This window comes from Streptomyces xinghaiensis S187 (assembly GCF_000220705.2).
In the GTDB taxonomy this organism is placed as follows: Bacteria; Actinomycetota; Actinomycetes; order Streptomycetales; family Streptomycetaceae; genus Streptomyces; species Streptomyces xinghaiensis.
Map to the genome: position 1 here is coordinate 3,914,765 of NZ_CP023202.1, position 15,887 is coordinate 3,930,651.

16 protein-coding genes are annotated in these 15,887 nt (G+C 74.4%); 7 read left to right on the forward strand and 9 right to left on the reverse strand.

Features of this window, described 5'->3' with window-relative positions; genetic code table 11:
* Positions 1 to 267 precede the first annotated feature (267 nt).
* Positions 268 to 630 carry a DsrE family protein gene (locus SXIN_RS16870; protein WP_019707090.1) on the forward strand — a complete coding sequence of 121 codons (363 nt, stop codon included), beginning with the start codon at positions 268 to 270 and terminating at the stop codon, positions 628 to 630.
* A gap of 49 nt (positions 631 to 679) precedes the next feature.
* Here SXIN_RS16870 and SXIN_RS16875 read toward each other — a convergent pair whose 3' ends face one another.
* From SXIN_RS16875 to SXIN_RS16905, 8 genes are all read right to left on the reverse strand, one after another.
* The gene (locus SXIN_RS16875; protein ID WP_019707089.1) at positions 680 to 934 is read right to left on the reverse strand and encodes a DUF3099 domain-containing protein; all 255 of its coding nucleotides are present in this window, start codon (positions 932 to 934) and stop codon (positions 680 to 682) included.
* Positions 935 to 1,125: 191 nt separating this feature from the next.
* Positions 1,126 to 1,413, reverse strand: a complete 288-nt coding sequence (locus SXIN_RS16880) for a DUF1416 domain-containing protein (protein WP_019707088.1) — start codon at positions 1,411 to 1,413, stop codon at positions 1,126 to 1,128.
* Between the two features lie 63 nt (positions 1,414 to 1,476).
* Positions 1,477 to 2,316 (reverse strand): sulfurtransferase, encoded by an 840-nt coding sequence (locus SXIN_RS16885; protein WP_019707087.1) that lies wholly within the window; start codon positions 2,314 to 2,316, stop codon positions 1,477 to 1,479.
* 233 nt (positions 2,317 to 2,549) lie between these two features.
* Entirely contained in the window at positions 2,550 to 2,630 is an 81-nt protein-coding gene (locus SXIN_RS33050) for a putative leader peptide (protein WP_362475060.1), read from the reverse strand.
* 242 nt (positions 2,631 to 2,872) lie between these two features.
* On the reverse strand, positions 2,873 to 3,580 hold the full coding sequence (locus tag SXIN_RS16890) for an LmeA family phospholipid-binding protein (protein WP_019707086.1): 708 nt from the start codon (positions 3,578 to 3,580) through the stop codon (positions 2,873 to 2,875).
* 61 nt (positions 3,581 to 3,641) lie between these two features.
* The gene (locus SXIN_RS16895; RefSeq protein WP_095757172.1) at positions 3,642 to 5,054 is read right to left on the reverse strand and encodes a hypothetical protein; all 1,413 of its coding nucleotides are present in this window, start codon (positions 5,052 to 5,054) and stop codon (positions 3,642 to 3,644) included.
* Positions 5,055 to 5,064: 10 nt separating this feature from the next.
* Positions 5,065 to 5,328 (reverse strand): MoaD/ThiS family protein, encoded by a 264-nt coding sequence (locus tag SXIN_RS16900; RefSeq protein ID WP_019706788.1) that lies wholly within the window; start codon positions 5,326 to 5,328, stop codon positions 5,065 to 5,067.
* A gap of 191 nt (positions 5,329 to 5,519) precedes the next feature.
* Positions 5,520 to 6,590: an alpha/beta hydrolase gene (locus SXIN_RS16905; protein WP_420341053.1), complete on the reverse strand. Its 1,071-nt coding sequence runs from the start codon at positions 6,588 to 6,590 to the stop codon at positions 5,520 to 5,522.
* Between the two features lie 444 nt (positions 6,591 to 7,034).
* Between SXIN_RS16905 and SXIN_RS16910 the strand changes: the two genes are divergently transcribed.
* The 5 genes from SXIN_RS16910 to SXIN_RS16930 all read left to right on the forward strand — a co-directional run bounded on the left by SXIN_RS16910 (position 7,035) and on the right by SXIN_RS16930 (position 12,652).
* A complete protein-coding gene (locus SXIN_RS16910) occupies positions 7,035 to 7,847 on the forward strand; it encodes a response regulator transcription factor (RefSeq protein WP_238153783.1) in 813 nt (270 codons plus the stop codon).
* A 24-nt stretch (positions 7,848 to 7,871) separates the two neighbouring features.
* Positions 7,872 to 8,897, forward strand: coding sequence for a LacI family DNA-binding transcriptional regulator (locus tag SXIN_RS16915; RefSeq protein WP_039817960.1), 1,026 nt, complete (start codon positions 7,872 to 7,874; stop codon positions 8,895 to 8,897).
* Between the two features lie 135 nt (positions 8,898 to 9,032).
* Positions 9,033 to 10,166 (forward strand): S1C family serine protease, encoded by a 1,134-nt coding sequence (locus SXIN_RS16920; RefSeq protein WP_095757173.1) that lies wholly within the window; start codon positions 9,033 to 9,035, stop codon positions 10,164 to 10,166.
* Between the two features lie 165 nt (positions 10,167 to 10,331).
* Positions 10,332 to 11,063, forward strand: coding sequence for a response regulator transcription factor (locus tag SXIN_RS16925; RefSeq protein ID WP_019706157.1), 732 nt, complete (start codon positions 10,332 to 10,334; stop codon positions 11,061 to 11,063).
* 110 nt (positions 11,064 to 11,173) lie between these two features.
* Positions 11,174 to 12,652 carry a HAMP domain-containing sensor histidine kinase gene (locus SXIN_RS16930; protein ID WP_420341054.1) on the forward strand — a complete coding sequence of 493 codons (1,479 nt, stop codon included), beginning with the start codon at positions 11,174 to 11,176 and terminating at the stop codon, positions 12,650 to 12,652.
* A 165-nt stretch (positions 12,653 to 12,817) separates the two neighbouring features.
* On the opposite strand, the gene SXIN_RS16935 is transcribed toward SXIN_RS16930, so the two are convergent.
* The gene (locus tag SXIN_RS16935; RefSeq protein ID WP_039823817.1) at positions 12,818 to 14,626 is read right to left on the reverse strand and encodes a bifunctional metallophosphatase/5'-nucleotidase; all 1,809 of its coding nucleotides are present in this window, start codon (positions 14,624 to 14,626) and stop codon (positions 12,818 to 12,820) included.
* Between the two features lie 200 nt (positions 14,627 to 14,826).
* On the opposite strand from SXIN_RS16935, the gene mshD reads away from it, so the two are divergent.
* A complete protein-coding gene (gene mshD, locus SXIN_RS16940) occupies positions 14,827 to 15,756 on the forward strand; it encodes a mycothiol synthase (RefSeq protein WP_019711301.1) in 930 nt (309 codons plus the stop codon).
* The last annotated feature ends 131 nt before the right edge of the window (positions 15,757 to 15,887 follow it).

Sequence of the window (15,887 nt, forward strand, 5' to 3'; positions counted from 1 at the left end):
TCCGGCAGCGGCTCCGCGGGTGAACCCTCCCGCTCCGCCGGTGGCGCGGCCGGGGCGGCCGGCGCGGCCGGGGGTTCCGTGGGGGGACCGGCGGACGGTCCGGTGGGTGGTCCGGTGGGTGGAATAGGTGGCACGAGCCCCTCGCATACGGGGGTGGAGCAGCGCGCACGGACCCGGTCCGAGGGTCCACCCCTCTTGATCGTTGTACGGGCCCTGACAAGCGACCGCGGCAAACGGTTGTACGGGGCGGGGTCCTAGAGTGAACGCATGGCGAAGAAGCTCGTGATCAAGGTGACGGCCGGGGCGGACGCGCCCGAGCGGTGCTCGCAGGCGTTCACGGTGGCCGCGGTCGCCGTGGCCAGCGGGGTGGAGGTCTCCCTCTGGCTGACCGGGGAGTCGGCCTGGTTCGCGCTGCCGGGGAAGGCGGCCGAGTTCGAACTGCCGCACGCCGCTCCGCTGCCGGACCTGCTCGACGCGCTGCTCGCGGGCGGCCGGGTCACGCTGTGCACCCAGTGCGCGGTCCGCCGCGGCATCGAGGAGAAGGACACCCTGGAGGGCGTGCGGATCGCGGGCGCACAGGTGTTCGTCAGCGAGGCCATGGCGGACGACACTCAGGCGCTCGTCTACTGACGGCCGGAGACGGCCGGAGACCGCCCGGACGCTCACCGGGCCGTGGGCGTCAGCCGCGGCCGTGGCGGTCCAGCTCCCGCCACCAGCGGTCCGACTCCGGGTCACCGGACTCGTCCCACCAGCGGTCCTCGGGGCCGCGCCGGTTGGCGACGATCGCGGCGACGGGCGGGATGGCCGCGGCGACCACGCACATGGCGATCGCGGCCGCCACCGACCACAGGCGCACCACGGCCCAGGCCGTGACGAAGAGGGTCAGGCACGCGCCCATGAGGATGAAGTAGCTGCGCCGGCGTCGCGCGTACATCTCTCCAGCGTACGACCGGAAGGGCCGTACGGCTCCCGTCCGGGGCGGAGTCCCGGGGCGCGCGGGGGTGTTCGCGGTACACGGCATGGAGGGCCGCGCCCCGGGGTGAGCGGGGAGCGGCCCTCCGTGGCGGCCCTGCTGCGAGCCGCACCGTGTCATGCCGTGCCGGTCGGTGCCGGCCCGTGCCGCCGTCAGACGGCGATGGAGACCTCGGCGAGGCCGCCCTTCTGGGCGACGACCTTGCGGTCGGCCGTGCCGCCGGGGACGAGGGCGCGCAGCGTCCACGTGCCCTCGGCCGCGTAGAAGCGGAACTGTCCGGTGGCCGAGGTGGGGACCTCGGCGGTGAACTCGCCGGTGCTGTCCAGGAGCCGTACGTAGCCGGTCACCGGCTCGCCGTCGCGGGTCACCTGGCCCTGGATCGTCGTCTCACCGGGCTTGACGGCCGAGGCGTCCGGGCCGCCGGGCTGTGCTCCACACATGTGCTGTTCCTCCGGTCGATGGGGTACGGCACCCTCGGGTGCCGAACGGGCGGGGCCCGATGGTTACTTGGCGGGGCCGAGCTCGATCGGCACGCCGACGAGCGAGCCGTACTCGGTCCAGGAGCCGTCGTAGTTCTTGACGTTCTCCTGGCCCAGCAGCTCGTGCAGCACGAACCAGGTGAGGGCGGAGCGCTCACCGATGCGGCAGTAGGCGATGGTGTCCTGGGAGAGGTCCACGTCCTCCGCCTCGTAGAGGGCCTTCAGCTCCTCGTCCGACTTGAAGGTGCCGTCGTCGTTGGCGTTCTTCGACCACGGGATGTTCCGGGCGCTCGGCACGTGGCCGGGGCGCTGCGACTGCTCCTGCGGCAGGTGCGCCGGGGCGAGCAGCTTGCCGCTGAACTCGTCGGGGGAGCGGACGTCGACCAGGTTCTTGGCGCCGATCGCGGCGACGACGTCGTCGCGGAAGGCGCGGATCGAGCTGTCCTGCGGCTTGGCCTTGTACTCGGTGGCGGGACGCTCCGGGACCGCGGTGACCAGGTCGCGGGAGTCCAGCTCCCACTTCTTGCGTCCGCCGTCGAGCAGGCGGACGTCCTGGTGGCCGTAGAGCTTGAAGTACCAGTAGGCGTAGGACGCGAACCAGTTGTTGTTGCCGCCGTAGAGGACGACGGTGTGGTCGTTGGCGATGCCCTTGGCGGAGAGCAGCTTCTCGAAGCCGGCCTGGTCGACGAAGTCGCGGCGGACCGGGTCCTGGAGGTCCTTCTGCCAGTCGATCCGAATGGCGTTCCGGATGTGGTTCTTCTCGTACGCCGAGGTGTCCTCGTCGACCTCGACGATGACGACCTCGGGGTCGTCGAGGTGGGCCTCGACCCAATCGGCGTCCACCAGAACGTCGTTGCGGCTCATGTGTCTTCTCCTCCGGGGCAGTTCGGGGCGGTTCGGGGTGGTACGCGGCCCGGAGCAGGGGAGCTCCGGGGCGGCTGTGGGAATCCGGGTGGCGCTGGTTCGCTCGTTCGCGGGGTGCGGAGGTGCGGGACCGGCGCTCACGCGGGGCGGCCGGCGGCCGGACGGCACGCGGTCCTGCGCCTCAAGGGGCGGGGAGGGCCTGCGAGGCCGGGGAAACGGGAGTGGTCACCCGCTCAGAGAGAGCGACACAGCATGGCGGCGACACGGCACAGGTCGACTGCCCGCCGCTTCGTGAGATCCGCCTGTCGCTTCATGGGCCCGATCGTAGGGATCCGTGGCCGGTCGTGTCACCGGCGTGTCATATAGCGAGATGGAAAAGTCCGTGATGTGGGACGCGACGCCCCGGGAGAGGTCCGTTGAAGTGCGGCGCGGCCGGGTGGGGCGGGGCTTTCCGGGGCGCGGACACCGCCGTCTCGACTTTCGGGACGGTCGGTGAACGTGCGTGCGACTGCGGCCGGTCCGGATCTCTGGGGCGGGGTGATGGCCGCGGCGGGCCTCAGCCCGCGAGCGCCACCTGGCTGCCCTTGAACGTGATGTCGATGCCCTGCTCGGTCGGCTCGACGGACTCCAGCTCCAGGCCCCGCGGCAGGCCGGAGATCTTCCGCTCCATGTCGATCCGGCTGCGCACCAGCTGCTCCACCCCGGGCAGCCCGTCGGTCGCGATCTCCTCGGCGCGCAGCTCGATGGTGTCTCCGCCGGTGACGGAGACCGTGCTCACCACGCTGCGCTCGAAGGACTGCCCGGTGGGCAGTTCGAGGCTGGCCGAGACCTTCACCTGCGGCTTGCCGGCGTCGTCCTTGCCGCCGTAGCCGATGGTGATGCCCTCCTCGGCCAGCTTGGAGAGGTCCGCGTACTCGATCGACGCGGCGCCGGAGGCGGTGGCGGCCGTGGCGGAGGAGAAGTTGTTCTCCAGGGCCACGTCGCGCAGGTGTGCGGTCATGGTGGTGAGCCGCACCGACTGGCCGTTCGCCTCAGCCGTGAGGCCGTCCATGGTGACCTCGACCTCGTCGAGCTCCTTGCCCACGACCTGCGTCAGGAAGGGGAACCCCTCGATCGACACCTGGGGTTCCCCGGTGAGGCCCTGGCTGCTCTTGATCTTCGAGGCGGCCTCCGACTCGGCGAGATTGACCGCGAGCCGGTCGGCGGCCACGAAGAGCCCGCCGAGAACCACCGTGAGAATCAGCAGTATTCGCAGTGCGCGCATCCGTTTCCACCCCAGAGAGAGATCCACCCGTTCCGCGAGCCTAACGCGAGGGGCGGGACGGTCAACCGAGCGTCCGGCTCAGCACATACACGGCGGGAGCCGCCGCGGCGAGCGGCAGCGCGACCCCGGCGGTCAGGTGCACGAACCGGGACGGATAGTCGTAACTCGCCACCCGCAGCCCGATCAGCGCGCAGAGACCGGCGACGGCGCCGAGCAGCGCACCGGCCGTCCCGTCGCCCGCCCACTGGCCCGCGCCGAAGCCCGCCGCTGCGGCCGCGGCCAGCGCGGCGGCGGGCCGCAGCGGAGAGGGCAGCGGCAGCGCGCGGACGACCGCCGCGGCGGCCACCGCCGCCGCCCCGATGACGACGGCGTCACCGGAGTACGCGGCCGCGGCGAGATAGCCGCCCGCGAGAACGGCGAGCGCGCTGGACGCCACCCCGGCGGTCAGCGCGTACAGCCGCTCGTCCGGCGAGCTGTGGTTGCGGAGCTGGAGCACGAGGACGAGGAGGAACCAGACACCGAGCGTGCCGAGGGCCACGGTCGCGGCGTCACCGCGGTCCGTGGCCAGCAGCGCCGCGTCGGCGGTCAGACCGCCCGCGAACGCGAGGGCGATGCCCTGGCGGGCCGGCCACATGCCGTTCAGGCGGTACCAGCCCGCCGCCGTGACGGCCTGCAGCAGGACGACGGGGACGGCCAGGGCCGGCCGGGCGACGGACGCGGCCAGCGCGATCAGCGCGGCGAGCGCGGCGGTGATCAGGGCGGGCCGCAGGCCGGGCGCGATGATCGGCGACCGGCCCTCGGCGCGGGCGCGCTGCGCGGGCGTGAGCGCCGGCTCGGGACGGCCGGCGGGCGGCTGCCCGGGATGCGGCGCGGCGGGGGCGGCGGGGGCAGTGGGGCCGGGGCCCTGCCGGGACCCGGGGCCGGCGCCGGTGTCCGGCCCGGGGGCGTACGGGGCGGTGCCGTAGGGGCCTGTGCTGTACGGGTCGGTGCTGTACGGGTCGGCGCTGTGGGGGCCGGATGTGTACGGGCCGCCGTACCCGCCCGCGGCGGAGCCGTACCCGCCCGCAGTGGCGCCGTACTCGTGCGCGGGAGGGCCGTATCCGCCCGGGGCGGTGCCGTACCCGTCGCCCGGAGGGCCGTAGCCGCCGGCGGCGGGGGTGGTTCCGTACGGGGCGGGCTGCTCGGGCGGCAGCGGGCCCGGCCCGCTCCAGCCCTGCCGGCCGGGGGCCTGCCCCTGCCCCTCCGCCCGGCCCGGGCCGGGCTCGTGGCCCGGGCCGGGGTGTGCTCCGTGGCCCCGGACGTGGCCGGGGGGCCGCGCCTCCGGGTCGTACGGGGACGGCGGGGTGCCCTGCGCGCCGGGGCCGCCGTACGGTCCGGGCGCGGGGCGGTGGTCCGGGGAGGGGCGCGGACCGCGGGCCGCGTACGGGTCGTACGGGTCATACGGGTCGTACGGCCTCTGGGGCTGGTCGGTCATGCTGTGGTGTTCACCCTCCTGCGAACGGGGGGAGCACCTCGACCGTGCCGCCCGTGGTCAGTGTGACCGTGTCGTGGCCGCGGAGGCCAACCGGGTCGCCGTCCACCAGGAACGAGCAGCTGAGCAGTACCCGTGCGAACTCCGGCCGCGTGCTGTGCCGTTGCCGTGCCGCCTCCAGGGCCTCCGCGAGGGTGGCCGCCTCGTACGGCTCCTCGGCGGTGCCCGCGGCGGACTTGGCCGCCGCCCAGTAGCGGATCGTCCCTGCTGCGGCCATGACGGCCCCCTCTGTCCTGTCGCTGTCTCGCGGGCGGCGCCCGGCCCGGTGCCGCCCGTCAAATCTAAGCGAGGGAGCCCCGGTGGAGGCCCGGCGCACCCCTCGGGCGGACGCCCCGCCCTCCGCGCTCAGCCGCCCCGGCGCCCGGCTCCCGTCCCGCCGCCGGGGCGCGGAGCCCGGGTTCCGGCCGGTCAGCGGCCGTCGAGCCAGTCGGCGATGCGGTGCAGCAGGGGAGGCGCGACCGCGTTCTCCGCGTGGCCCATGCCGCGTTCGAGCCAGAGTTCCACCGCCTCCGGGGAGGGGGCCGCCGCCAGCAGGGAGTACGGGTGGTCCACCGGGAAGTACGCGTCGCGGTCCCCGTGCACGACGAGCAGCGGCACCGGCGCGATGAGCGGCACGGAACCGACGGGGGACAGCGGCACCGGGTCCCAGTCCCGGGTGTCGATCCGGGTGCGCAGCCCGTAGCGGCCGACGAGGCGGCCGGCGGGGCGGGTCACCACCCAGTGGACCCGGCGCATGGGCGCGGTGCCCCGGTAGTACCAGCGCGCGGGGGCGCTCACGGCGACGACCGCATCCGTGCGCGCCTCCGTGCGCCGGTCGTGCTCCGTGCGCCGGTCGTGCTCCGTGCCCGCGGCTCCCGGCGGACCGGGGGAAGCGGGGGAATCGGGCCGACCCGGCAGGCCCGGCACCGGTCCGTCCGCCGGTGCGTTCGGCCCGTACAGCGCGGCGTGCCGGATGACGACCGAGCCGCCCATCGAGAAGCCGACCGTCGCCACCCGGCGGTGGCCGAGCGAGCGGGCCCAGCGCACCGCGGCGGCGAGGTCCAGCACCTCGCGGTCCCCCACGGTGGTGCGTCCGCCGGAGCGGCCGTGCCCCCGGAAGGAGAAGGTGACCACGGCCGCGTGCCCGGCGAGGACCTCCGCCACCCGCCGGACGGCGGGGCGGTCGAGGGAGCCGGTGAAGCCGTGCGCGACGACGATCACCGGTCCGTCCGCGGGCCGCTGCCCGGGCGGGTCCGCGGCCCCGTCGCCGTCCCCGGAAGCGGGCCCGTACCCTCCCCCGGCCCCGCTCCCGGATCCGCCCGCGCTGCCGTGCGGCCCGTGCGCGGACCGCCGTGCGGGCCGGTACGCGGCCTCGATCGGTACCCCGTCGTCGGTCAGCAGCGTGGCCCGGCGAAGCCCCTGAACAGGGCCCCGCCCGCCACGCGAGGTGATCGGGGAAACACCGATCCGTACGAACTGGGCCTCCGGTTCCGCCGCCATGTGGGCTATTCTGCTGTGCATGAGGATCCGGGCAGCGACGCCCCCGGGTCCTTTCGTGCATTCGGGCACGTCCGGCACGGAGCTCCCCAGGTCCGTGCCCGGGAGGAGGCGGGAGGCGGGGCGTACGGAGCGTTGCCGCGGCGAGCGGCACGGTGCGATACGAGCATCCGGCAGTACGGAGCAGTACTCAGCAGTACGGAGCATACGTAGCAGTACAGAGCAGTGCCGCTCACGTCCTCGCAGGGACCGAGGAGGAACCGACGTCATGGGCAAGCGCACATCGCGGAACCGGAAAGCCCGCTCGGCCGGGCACCATATCCAGGCCGTTCCGGCCACCGACACCCCGGCCGTTCCGGCCACCGAGGCCGACCGGGCCACGACGACAGCGACAACAGCGACGACAGCGACGACACCGATGTCCACCCCGCTCGAAGGGGGCCGGCGATGAGTTCTCTCCTGCTGCTGACCAACGCGCTCCAGCCGTCCGCGGAGGTGCTCCCCGCCCTCGGCCTGCTGCTGCACCACGTCCGTGTCGCCCCCGCCGAGGGACCCGCCCTGGTGGACACCCCGGGCGCCGACGTGATCCTCGTCGACGGGCGGCGCGATCTTCCCCAGGTCCGCTCCCTCTGCCAGCTTCTCCGCTCCACCGGCCCCGGCTGCCCGCTGATCCTCGTGGTCACGGAGGGCGGGCTCGCCGCCGTCACGGCCGAGTGGGGCGTGGACGACGTCCTGCTCGACACCGCAGGCCCCGCCGAGGTGGAGGCCCGGCTGCGGCTGGCCACCGGCCGCCAGCAGCTCACCGGCGACGACAGCCCGATGGAGATCCGCAACGGCGACCTCTCCGTCGACGAGGCGACGTACAGCGCCAAGCTCAAGGGCCGGGTGCTCGACCTCACCTTCAAGGAGTTCGAGCTGCTGAAGTACCTCGCCCAGCACCCGGGGCGGGTCTTCACCCGCGCGCAGCTCCTGCAGGAGGTCTGGGGCTACGACTACTTCGGCGGCACCCGCACCGTGGACGTGCACGTACGGCGGCTGCGCGCCAAGCTCGGCCCGGAGCACGAGTCGCTGATCGGCACCGTCCGGAACGTCGGCTACCGCTTCGTCGTCCCGGAGAAGGTCGAACGGGCCGCGGAGGAGGCCAAGGCGAAGGCGGAGGCCAAGAAGGGCGCGGGGCAGGGCACACAGGCCGGGGGGTCCGCCGGCGCGGGCGCCGCCGAGGCCGCGGGCCCGCGTTCCGCCGGGGCGGCCAAGGCTTGAGGTGGCCCGCGTAGACTGCCGCGCGTGGCCAAGGTGACGCGTGACGATGTGGCAAGACTGGCGGGGACCTCGACCGCGGTGGTCAGCTACGTCATCAACAACGGACCGAGGCCGGTCGCCCCGGCCACGCGCGAGCGGGTTCTCGCCGCCATCAAGGAGCTCGGCTACCGGCCGGACCGCGTCGCCCAGGCGATGGCCAGCCGCCGTACCGACCTCATAGGGCTCATCGTGCCCGACGCCCGGCAGCCGTTCTTCGCGGAGATGGCACACGCGGTGGAACAGGCGGCCGCCGAGCGCGGAAAGATGGTCCTGGTCGGCAACTCCGACTACCTGGACGAGCGCGAGGTGCACTACCTCCGCGCCTTCCTCGGGATGCGGGTCTCCGGGCTGATCCTCATCAGCCAGGGCCCCAGCGAGCACGCTGCCACCGAGATCGACGCCTGGGACGCCCGGGTGGTGCTGCTGCACCGCCGGCCGGACGCCATCGACGACGTGGCCGTGGTCACCGACGACGTGGGCGGCGCGCAGCTCGCCACCCGGCACCTGCTGGAGCACGGCCATCCGTACGTCGCCTGCCTCGGCGGGGTCGAGACGACGCCGGTGGTCGGCGACCCGGTCACCGACCACGTCGAGGGCTGGCGGCGGGCCATGGCCGAGGCCGGCCGCTCCACCGAGGGCCGGCTCTTCCAGGCCCCGTACAACCGCTACGACGCCTACAAGGTGGCCCTGGAGCTGCTGGCCGGCCCGGACCGGCCGCCCGCCATCATCTGCGCCGTCGACGACCAGGCGATCGGCGTGCTGCGGGCCGCCCGCGAGCTGCGGATCGACGTGCCGGGCGAACTGGCCGTCGCGGGCTTCGACGACGTGAAGGAAGCCGGGCTCACCGACCCGCCGCTGACGACGGTCGCCTCGGACCGCCCGGCGATGGCGCGGGCGGCGGTCGATCTGGTCCTGGACGACGGGCTCCGCGTCGCGGGCTCGCGGCGGGAGCGGCTGCGGCAGTTCCCGTCCCGGCTGGTCGTCCGGCGCTCCTGCGGCTGCGAGGGATAGTACCGGCCGCACCACGGGGACGGGGCTCCGGCGCGGGGCGGCGGCCCGGGTCCTTATGTCGGGCATACGCGCTTCTGCCGGGCTTCTCAGGACGTATTCATCGCATTCTCATCTTCGCGCCGCACCGTCGGAGGCATGGATGAGAACCGCACCCACCCGCAGCAGCCGCAGTCCACGCCCTCCGGGGCGCCCGTTCCGGAGCGGCCCGCGCACGCGCCCTTCGTCACCCCGGACGGTGCCACCGTATGGCCCGCCGGCACCGCGTCCGCCAGTGGCAGCGGTCACGGAGACCCGGGGGCTCCGCCTCCGCCGCCCGCGCCGCCCGCTCCGGTCGCTTCCGCCGCCCCGGCCGGACCGCCGGAGCCCGTGACCCGGACCGGGCACCGGCGGCGCCGTGCCCGCGGGCCCGTCGGCCTCTTCGCCGCCGTGGCCATCGTGGCCGGCGTGATCGGCGGCGGCACGGGATGGGTGGCCGGCGAGCTGACGGACGGCGGCGGGAACACCGCCACCACGGCCGTCGCCGGGACCAACGCCTCCAAGGCCCTGGACGGCACCGTCGCCTCCGTGGCCGAAGCCGTCCGGCCGAGCGTCGTCGAGATCCGCGCCACCTCCCCCTCCGGGGAGTCCACGGGCTCCGGGGTCGTCACGACCTCCGACGGCGAGATCCTGACCAACAACCACGTGATCTCCGGTGCCTCCTCCGTCGAGGTGGTGTTCAGCGACGGGAAGACGGCGTCCGCCGAGGTCGTCGGCACCGAGCCGGACCTGGACATGGCGCTGCTGAAGGCTCAGGACGTCAGCGGGCTGCAGGCCGCCCGGCTGGGCGACTCCGACGGGGTGAAGGTCGGCGACCAGGTCGTCGCCATCGGCTCCCCGGAGGGGCTCACCGGCACGGTCACCAGCGGCATCGTCTCGGCCCTGGACCGCGACGTCACCGTGCGGCGCGACGACGGCGGGCAGCAGCGGCCGTACGGCGGGGGCGAGCGGTGGCCGTTCGAGTTCGGCGGCGGCGAGTACAACGGCGAGGTCGGCTCCGACACCACGACGTACAAGGCGCTGCAGACGGACGCCTCGCTCAACCCGGGCAACTCCGGCGGGGCGCTGATCGACATGAACGGCCGGATCATCGGCATCAACTCGGCCATGTACGCGCCGAGCGCGGCCGCCGGCAGCTCGGCGGGCGCGGGCAGCGTGGGGCTGGGCTTCGCCATCCCGGTCAACGAGGTGCGGGAGATCATGGACGAGCTGAGGTCCGGATCCGGCGGCTGACGGCCGCCGCGGTAGCCGGCGCGGCCCGCCGGAGGGCGGCGGCCGTGCGAGTCTGAGACCCGTGCCGCGCACGCCGGTGCCGGGACGCCCCGGCGCCGGACACCCCGTGCCGTCCGTCCCCGTGCCGTCCAGCCCCTGCCGTACACCCCGTGAGGTAGCGCGTCGATGAGTCCCGCCGAAGGCGACCACCGCATCCTGATCGTCGACGACGAGCCCGCCGTGCGCGACGCGCTCCGCCGCAGCCTCGCCTTCGAGGGGTACGGCACGGAGACCGCCGTCGACGGCCTCGACGCTCTCACCAAGGCCGGGGAGTACGAGCCGGACCTGGTGCTGCTCGACGTGCTCATGCCGCGCATGGACGGCCTCACCGCCGCCCGCCGCCTCCGCGCCTCGGGCAGCACGGTGCCGATCCTCATGCTGACGGCCCGGGACACCGTGGGCGACCGGGTGACCGGTCTGGACGCGGGCGCCGACGACTACCTCGTCAAACCGTTCGAGCTGGACGAACTGCTGGCCCGCGTACGGGCCCTGCTGCGCCGCAGCTCGTACGCGGCCGCGACGGCCGGGGCGGGGGAGGAGCCGTCCGACGTCCTCACCTTCGGCGACCTCCGGATGGACCTCGGCACCCGCGAGGTGACCCGGGGCGGGCGGCGGGTCGAACTGACGCGCACGGAGTTCACCCTGCTGGAGATGTTCCTCGCGCACCCCCGGCAGGTCCTCAGCCGGGAGCAGATCCTCAAGGCCGTCTGGGGGTTCGACTTCGAACCCGGGTCCAACTCCCTGGACGTGTACGTGATGTACCTGCGGCGCAAGACGGAGGCGGCCGGTGAGCCGCGGCTCGTCCACACCGTGCGGGGCGTCGGCTACGTCCTCCGCGGCGACAACGGAGCGTCATGACCACCCCGGACCGCCCCGGCCGCCCTGGCCGCCCCTCCGGCTCCTCCGGCCCAGACCGCCCGGACGTCCCGGAGCCCGCCGCCCGGCCCGCTCCGCCGCCGCTCCCGCCCGTGCCCGCTGCTCCGCCGCCCGCCGGGCCGCCTGCCCCGCCGTCCGCCCCGCCGCCCGGCCGGCGTCCGGGACGTACGGTCCGCCGCCTCCCCCTGCGCACCCGGCTGACGCTGCTGACGGCGGTCGCGGTGGCCGTCGCCGTCGCCGTGTCCGCCTTCGCCTGCTGGTTCCTCACCCGGGACCAGCTCCGCTCCCAGCTCGACGCCTCCCTGCGCAACGTCAACGTCCCGCCGACCTACATCGCCCAGACCGTCCGCGACTGCGAGTCCACCGACCCCCCGACGAACGAACGCACGCTCCCCGGCATCGCCTACGGCCAGGTCGTCACGGACGACGGCCGCCGCTGCGTGGGCTTCAACTCCCGCCCCGTGCGGGTCGCGCCCGAGGACACCGAGGTCGCCGCCGGAACCCGGGACACGGTGCTGCGGGACGGGGTGACGGAGAGCGGCGAGCCCGTGCGGGTGCTGACCGAGCGGCCCGGCCCGCGCGATGGCGTCACCGGCTACGCGGTCTCCGTGTCCCGGCCGCTGAGCGAGATCCAGGAGCCGCTGGACACGCTGGCGCTGCTGCTCACCGCCGTGGCCGGGATCGGCGTGCTGGGCGCGGCCACGGCCGGTCTGTGGATCGCGCGCACCGGCCTCAAACCGGTGGACCGGCTCACCGGCGCGGTCGAACACGTGGCCAGGACGGAGGACTTGGCGGTCCGCATCCCGGCCGAGGGCGGGGACGAGATCGCCCGGCTGTCCCGCTCCTTCAACGCGATGACCGCGGCCCTCGCCTCCTCCCGCGACCGGCAGCAGCAGCTCATCGCCGACGCCGGACACGAGCTGCGCACCCCGCTGACCTCCCTGCGGACCAATGTCGACCTGCTCGTCCGGAGCGAGGAGACCGGCCGGGCGATCCCCGCGGAGGACCGCCGCGCGCTGCTGGCCTCCGTGCGCGCCCAGATGACGGAACTGGGGGCGCTCATCGGCGATCTCCAGGAGCTGGCCCGGCCGGACGCGGTGGCGGGCAGCGGACCGCCGGAGGTGGTCGGGCTGCACGAGATCGCCGCGCGGGCGGTGGAACGGGCCCGGCTGCGCGGCTCCGGCATCGCGATCGTGACGGACCTGGCGCCCTGGTACGTACGGGCCGAGCCGGCCGCGCTGGAGCGCGCGGTGGTCAACCTGCTCGACAACGCGGTGAAGTTCAGCCCGCCGGGCGGCGAGGTGGAGGTGGCGCTGTCCGGCGGCGAGCTGACGGTGCGCGACCACGGCCCGGGGGTGCCGGCCGAGGAACTGCCGCACGTCTTCGAACGGTTCTGGCGCTCGCCCTCGGCGCGCGGGCTGCCCGGATCGGGGCTCGGGCTGTCCATCGTCGACCGCTCCGTCCGGCAGTCCGGCGGCGAGGTGGCGCTGCGTCCGGCGCCCGGCGGCGGCACGGTGGCGGCGGTACGGCTGCCGGGCGCCCCGCATCCGCCGCCCGGGACGGCGGAGTAGCCGGGCGCCGGGCTGCGGGGGGCGGCGGCAAGCGGAGGGCCGGGCGGGAGAACTCCCCGCCCGGCCCCTGGACCGGCGGCGCGGCCGGTCGCACACCTGCGCTCCTGCGTTACTGCACTACGGCGTGACCGCACTACGGCGTGACCGCACCGCGGCGCTACCGCACTACTGCACGACCGTGATCCGGTCCGCCTCCGGCGGCGTGAGGGGCGCCTCCGCCGAGGAGTGCGCTCCCAGGTACGCCGTGAAGGCGTCGAGGTCGGAGTTGCCGACGTACTTGTCCGTGGCCTCCTTGAAGACCGCGAAGCCGTCGCCGCCCCCGGCCAGGAACTCGTTCATCGCGACCCGGTAGGTGCGCTGCGGGTCGATCGGCTCGCCGTTCAGCCGCACCGAGTCCGTGACGATCCGGTCGGCGCCCGACCGCGTCAGGTCGAGGGTGTAGGTGAGGCCCTCCGAGATCTGGAGGATCTTGGGGGAGGCCTCGTTGGAGCCGCTGACCTGCTGCCGCAGCGCGGTCAGGAGCTGCTCGCCGGTCAGGTCGACGGCCGTGAGCATGTTGGTGAACGGCTGCACCGTGAAGGCCTCGCCGTAGGTCACCACGCCGTCGCCCTCGCTCCCCGAGGCGGCGTACGCCAGGTCGGAGCGGATACCGCCCGGGTTCATCAGGGCGAGTTCCGCGCCGCCCTTGTCCGCGGGCGCCATGGCCTCCAGCTGGGCGTCCGCGATCAGGTCGCCGAGCGGCAGTTCGGGTGTGCCGGCGCCGCGGCCGGGGATGTCGGTGGCGATGTGGCCGACGGGCCGGTTCGCGACCGGGGCGGCGATCGTGTTCCAGCGTTCGATGAGCGCGGTCATGTCGGCGGCCTTGGGCTGGTCGCGCCGGACGACGTGGTTGGCGGAGCTGACGCCGGTGCGCACGATGTCGCGGGTGCGCCGGTCGTAGGTCAGCGTCGTGTCGGTGTAGAGCTTGCCGAACGAGGCGGCCGAGGTGACCGTGCGCGGTGTGCCCGACGGGTCGGGGATCGTACAGGCGTACGCCTGGTGGGTGTGGCCGGTGACCAGCGCGTCCACCCGCGAGGTGATCTTCCCCGCGATCTCCGCGATCGGCCCGGAGATGCCGTCGCCCGGACCCGGGCTGTCGCAGTCGTAGTTGTACGCCGGGCTCGCCGGGGAGCCGCCCTCGTGGATCAGCGCGACGACCGACTTGACGCCCTTGCGCTCCAGTATCCGGGCGTACTTGTTGACGGTCTCGGCCTCGTCGTGGAACTTCAGGCCCTTGACGCCCTCCGCCGACACGATGTCCGGGGTGCCCTCCAGGGTCACGCCGATGAAGCCGATGCGGACGTCCCCGCGCTTCCAGATCGTGTACGGCTTGAGGACCGGCCTGCCGGTCTTCTCGTCCGTCACGTTGGCCGCGAGGTACGGGAAGTCGGCGCCCTCGAACACCTTGCCGTCCTCGAAGCAGCCCTCCTCCGGGTGGCAGCCGCCGTTCTGGAGCCGGGCCAGTTCGGCGCGGCCCTCGTCGAACTCGTGGTTGCCGACGCCGGCGACGTCCAGGCCGACCTTGTTCATCGCCTCGATGGTCGGCTCGTCGTGGAACAGGCCGGACAGCAGCGGGCTGGCGCCCACCATGTCGCCGGCGGCGGCCGTCACGCTGTAGCGGTTGCCCTTGCGGGCCTCGCGCAGCGAGGTCGCCAGGTACTCGACACCGCCCGCGTCGATCTTCTCCGTCGTGCCGTCCTCGTGAACGTGCGTCACCTGCCCGGAGGAGCCGGCCGACGGCTGCAGGTTGCCGTGGAAGTCGTTGAACGAGAGCAGCTGGACGTCGACGGTCCTGCTGTGGCCGGGCCGGCCGCGGTCACCACTGTGGGCGCCGGCCGGCACGGCGGCGGACAGCACCCCGGCCGTGGCGGCCAGGACGGCCGTCCCTGCGGTCAACCGGCGCACACGGCGGCGCCGTTGGGATGAGGCTGGCATGAGTTCCCCTTCACAGGCTGTGGAAGACCGATGCGGTGCGTCGCAGCCTACGGTCAACGCGCGTAGCGTGTCAGGGCCGGTCGGGTAACGAGCGGGTTGCGGCCCGGTGCCGCGGTGGTGCGGCGGCGGTGGGGACGGCCGTGGGGACGGCCGTGGCGGCGGTGCGGCGGGCCGGAGCGCCGCGTCGTAGGCTCGGCGCCATGAGCGACGTGATGAACGGTGTGGGCGCGGGCCGCACGATCGACATGGTCGACGAGGTGCCGCCCGGACTGCTCACCGAGGTACGGGAACTGATCGACGGGGCGGCGCTCGAGGACGGCCGCCAGGCGGTGTCCGAACAGGGGCGGCTCAATCTGCGCGGGGGCCCGCGCGAGGGCGTCCGGCACTTCCTGCTCCGCGAGACGGACGGCGGCACGCTCGCGGGCTACGCCCAACTGGACGGCACCGACCCGGTGGAGGCGCCCGCCGCCGAAATGGTGATCCACCCGGCCCACCGGCTGCAGGGCCACGGCCGGGCGCTGGGCCGGGCGCTGCTGACGGCCACCGGGCAGCGGCTCCGCGTCTGGGCGCACGGCGGCCATCCCGCCGCCCGCCATCTCGCGAAGGCGCTGGGCCTGACCCTCTTCCGCGAACTCCGGCAGATGCGCCGCCCGTTGACCGGCGACGCCCTCCCCGAGCCCCGGCTGCCGGAGGGCGTGACCGTCCGCACCTTCCGGCCGGGCGAGGACGACGCGGCCTGGCTGGCCGTCAACGCGGCCGCCTTCGCCCACCACCCCGAGCAGGGCTCGCTCACCCAGCGGGACCTCGACGACCGCAAGAGCGAGGACTGGTTCGACCCGGAGGGCTTCTTCCTCGCCGAGCGCGACGGCCGCCTCGTCGGCTTCCACTGGACGAAGATCCACCGCGCGGAGGAACTCGGCGAGGTGTACGTCGTGGGCGTCGCCCCCGACGCGCAGGGCGGCGGTCTCGGCAAGGCCCTCACCCTGACCGGCCTGCGGTACCTGGCGGCTCGCGGGCTGCCCGCCGTCCTCCTCTACGTCGACGCCGACAACACCGCGGCCGTCGGCGTCTACGAGGGCCTCGGGTTCACCGTCCACGAGACGGACCTGATGTACCGGACGGAGACCTGACGGGCCCCGGCCCGTACGGCCGCGGCCCCCGCCTCCCGGCCAGGGCAGGGCCGCGGCCACCTCCGCGAGGGCCCGCGCTTGCCTGTCCGCCATGTGGCCGTTACCGGTGATTCAAACTCGCTTGCGAGCAT

Coding starts and splice junctions, on each gene's coding strand:
- SXIN_RS16870 (WP_019707090.1), top strand. CDS start 268: ATGGCGAAGAAGCTCGTGATCAAGGTGACGGCCGGGGCGGACGCGCCC.
- SXIN_RS16875 (WP_019707089.1), bottom strand. CDS start 934: ATGTACGCGCGACGCCGGCGCAGCTACTTCATCCTCATGGGCGCGTGC.
- SXIN_RS16880 (WP_019707088.1), bottom strand. CDS start 1,413: ATGTGTGGAGCACAGCCCGGCGGCCCGGACGCCTCGGCCGTCAAGCCC.
- SXIN_RS16885 (WP_019707087.1), bottom strand. CDS start 2,316: ATGAGCCGCAACGACGTTCTGGTGGACGCCGATTGGGTCGAGGCCCAC.
- SXIN_RS33050 (WP_362475060.1), bottom strand. CDS start 2,630: ATGAAGCGACAGGCGGATCTCACGAAGCGGCGGGCAGTCGACCTGTGC.
- SXIN_RS16890 (WP_019707086.1), bottom strand. CDS start 3,580: ATGCGCGCACTGCGAATACTGCTGATTCTCACGGTGGTTCTCGGCGGG.
- SXIN_RS16895 (WP_095757172.1), bottom strand. CDS start 5,054: ATGACCGACCAGCCCCAGAGGCCGTACGACCCGTATGACCCGTACGAC.
- SXIN_RS16900 (WP_019706788.1), bottom strand. CDS start 5,328: ATGGCCGCAGCAGGGACGATCCGCTACTGGGCGGCGGCCAAGTCCGCC.
- SXIN_RS16905 (WP_420341053.1), bottom strand. CDS start 6,590: ATGGCGGCGGAACCGGAGGCCCAGTTCGTACGGATCGGTGTTTCCCCG.
- SXIN_RS16910 (WP_238153783.1), top strand. CDS start 7,035: ATGAGTTCTCTCCTGCTGCTGACCAACGCGCTCCAGCCGTCCGCGGAG.
- SXIN_RS16920 (WP_095757173.1), top strand. CDS start 9,033: ATGGATGAGAACCGCACCCACCCGCAGCAGCCGCAGTCCACGCCCTCC.
- SXIN_RS16925 (WP_019706157.1), top strand. CDS start 10,332: ATGAGTCCCGCCGAAGGCGACCACCGCATCCTGATCGTCGACGACGAG.
- SXIN_RS16935 (WP_039823817.1), bottom strand. CDS start 14,626: ATGCCAGCCTCATCCCAACGGCGCCGCCGTGTGCGCCGGTTGACCGCA.
- mshD (WP_019711301.1), top strand. CDS start 14,827: ATGAGCGACGTGATGAACGGTGTGGGCGCGGGCCGCACGATCGACATG.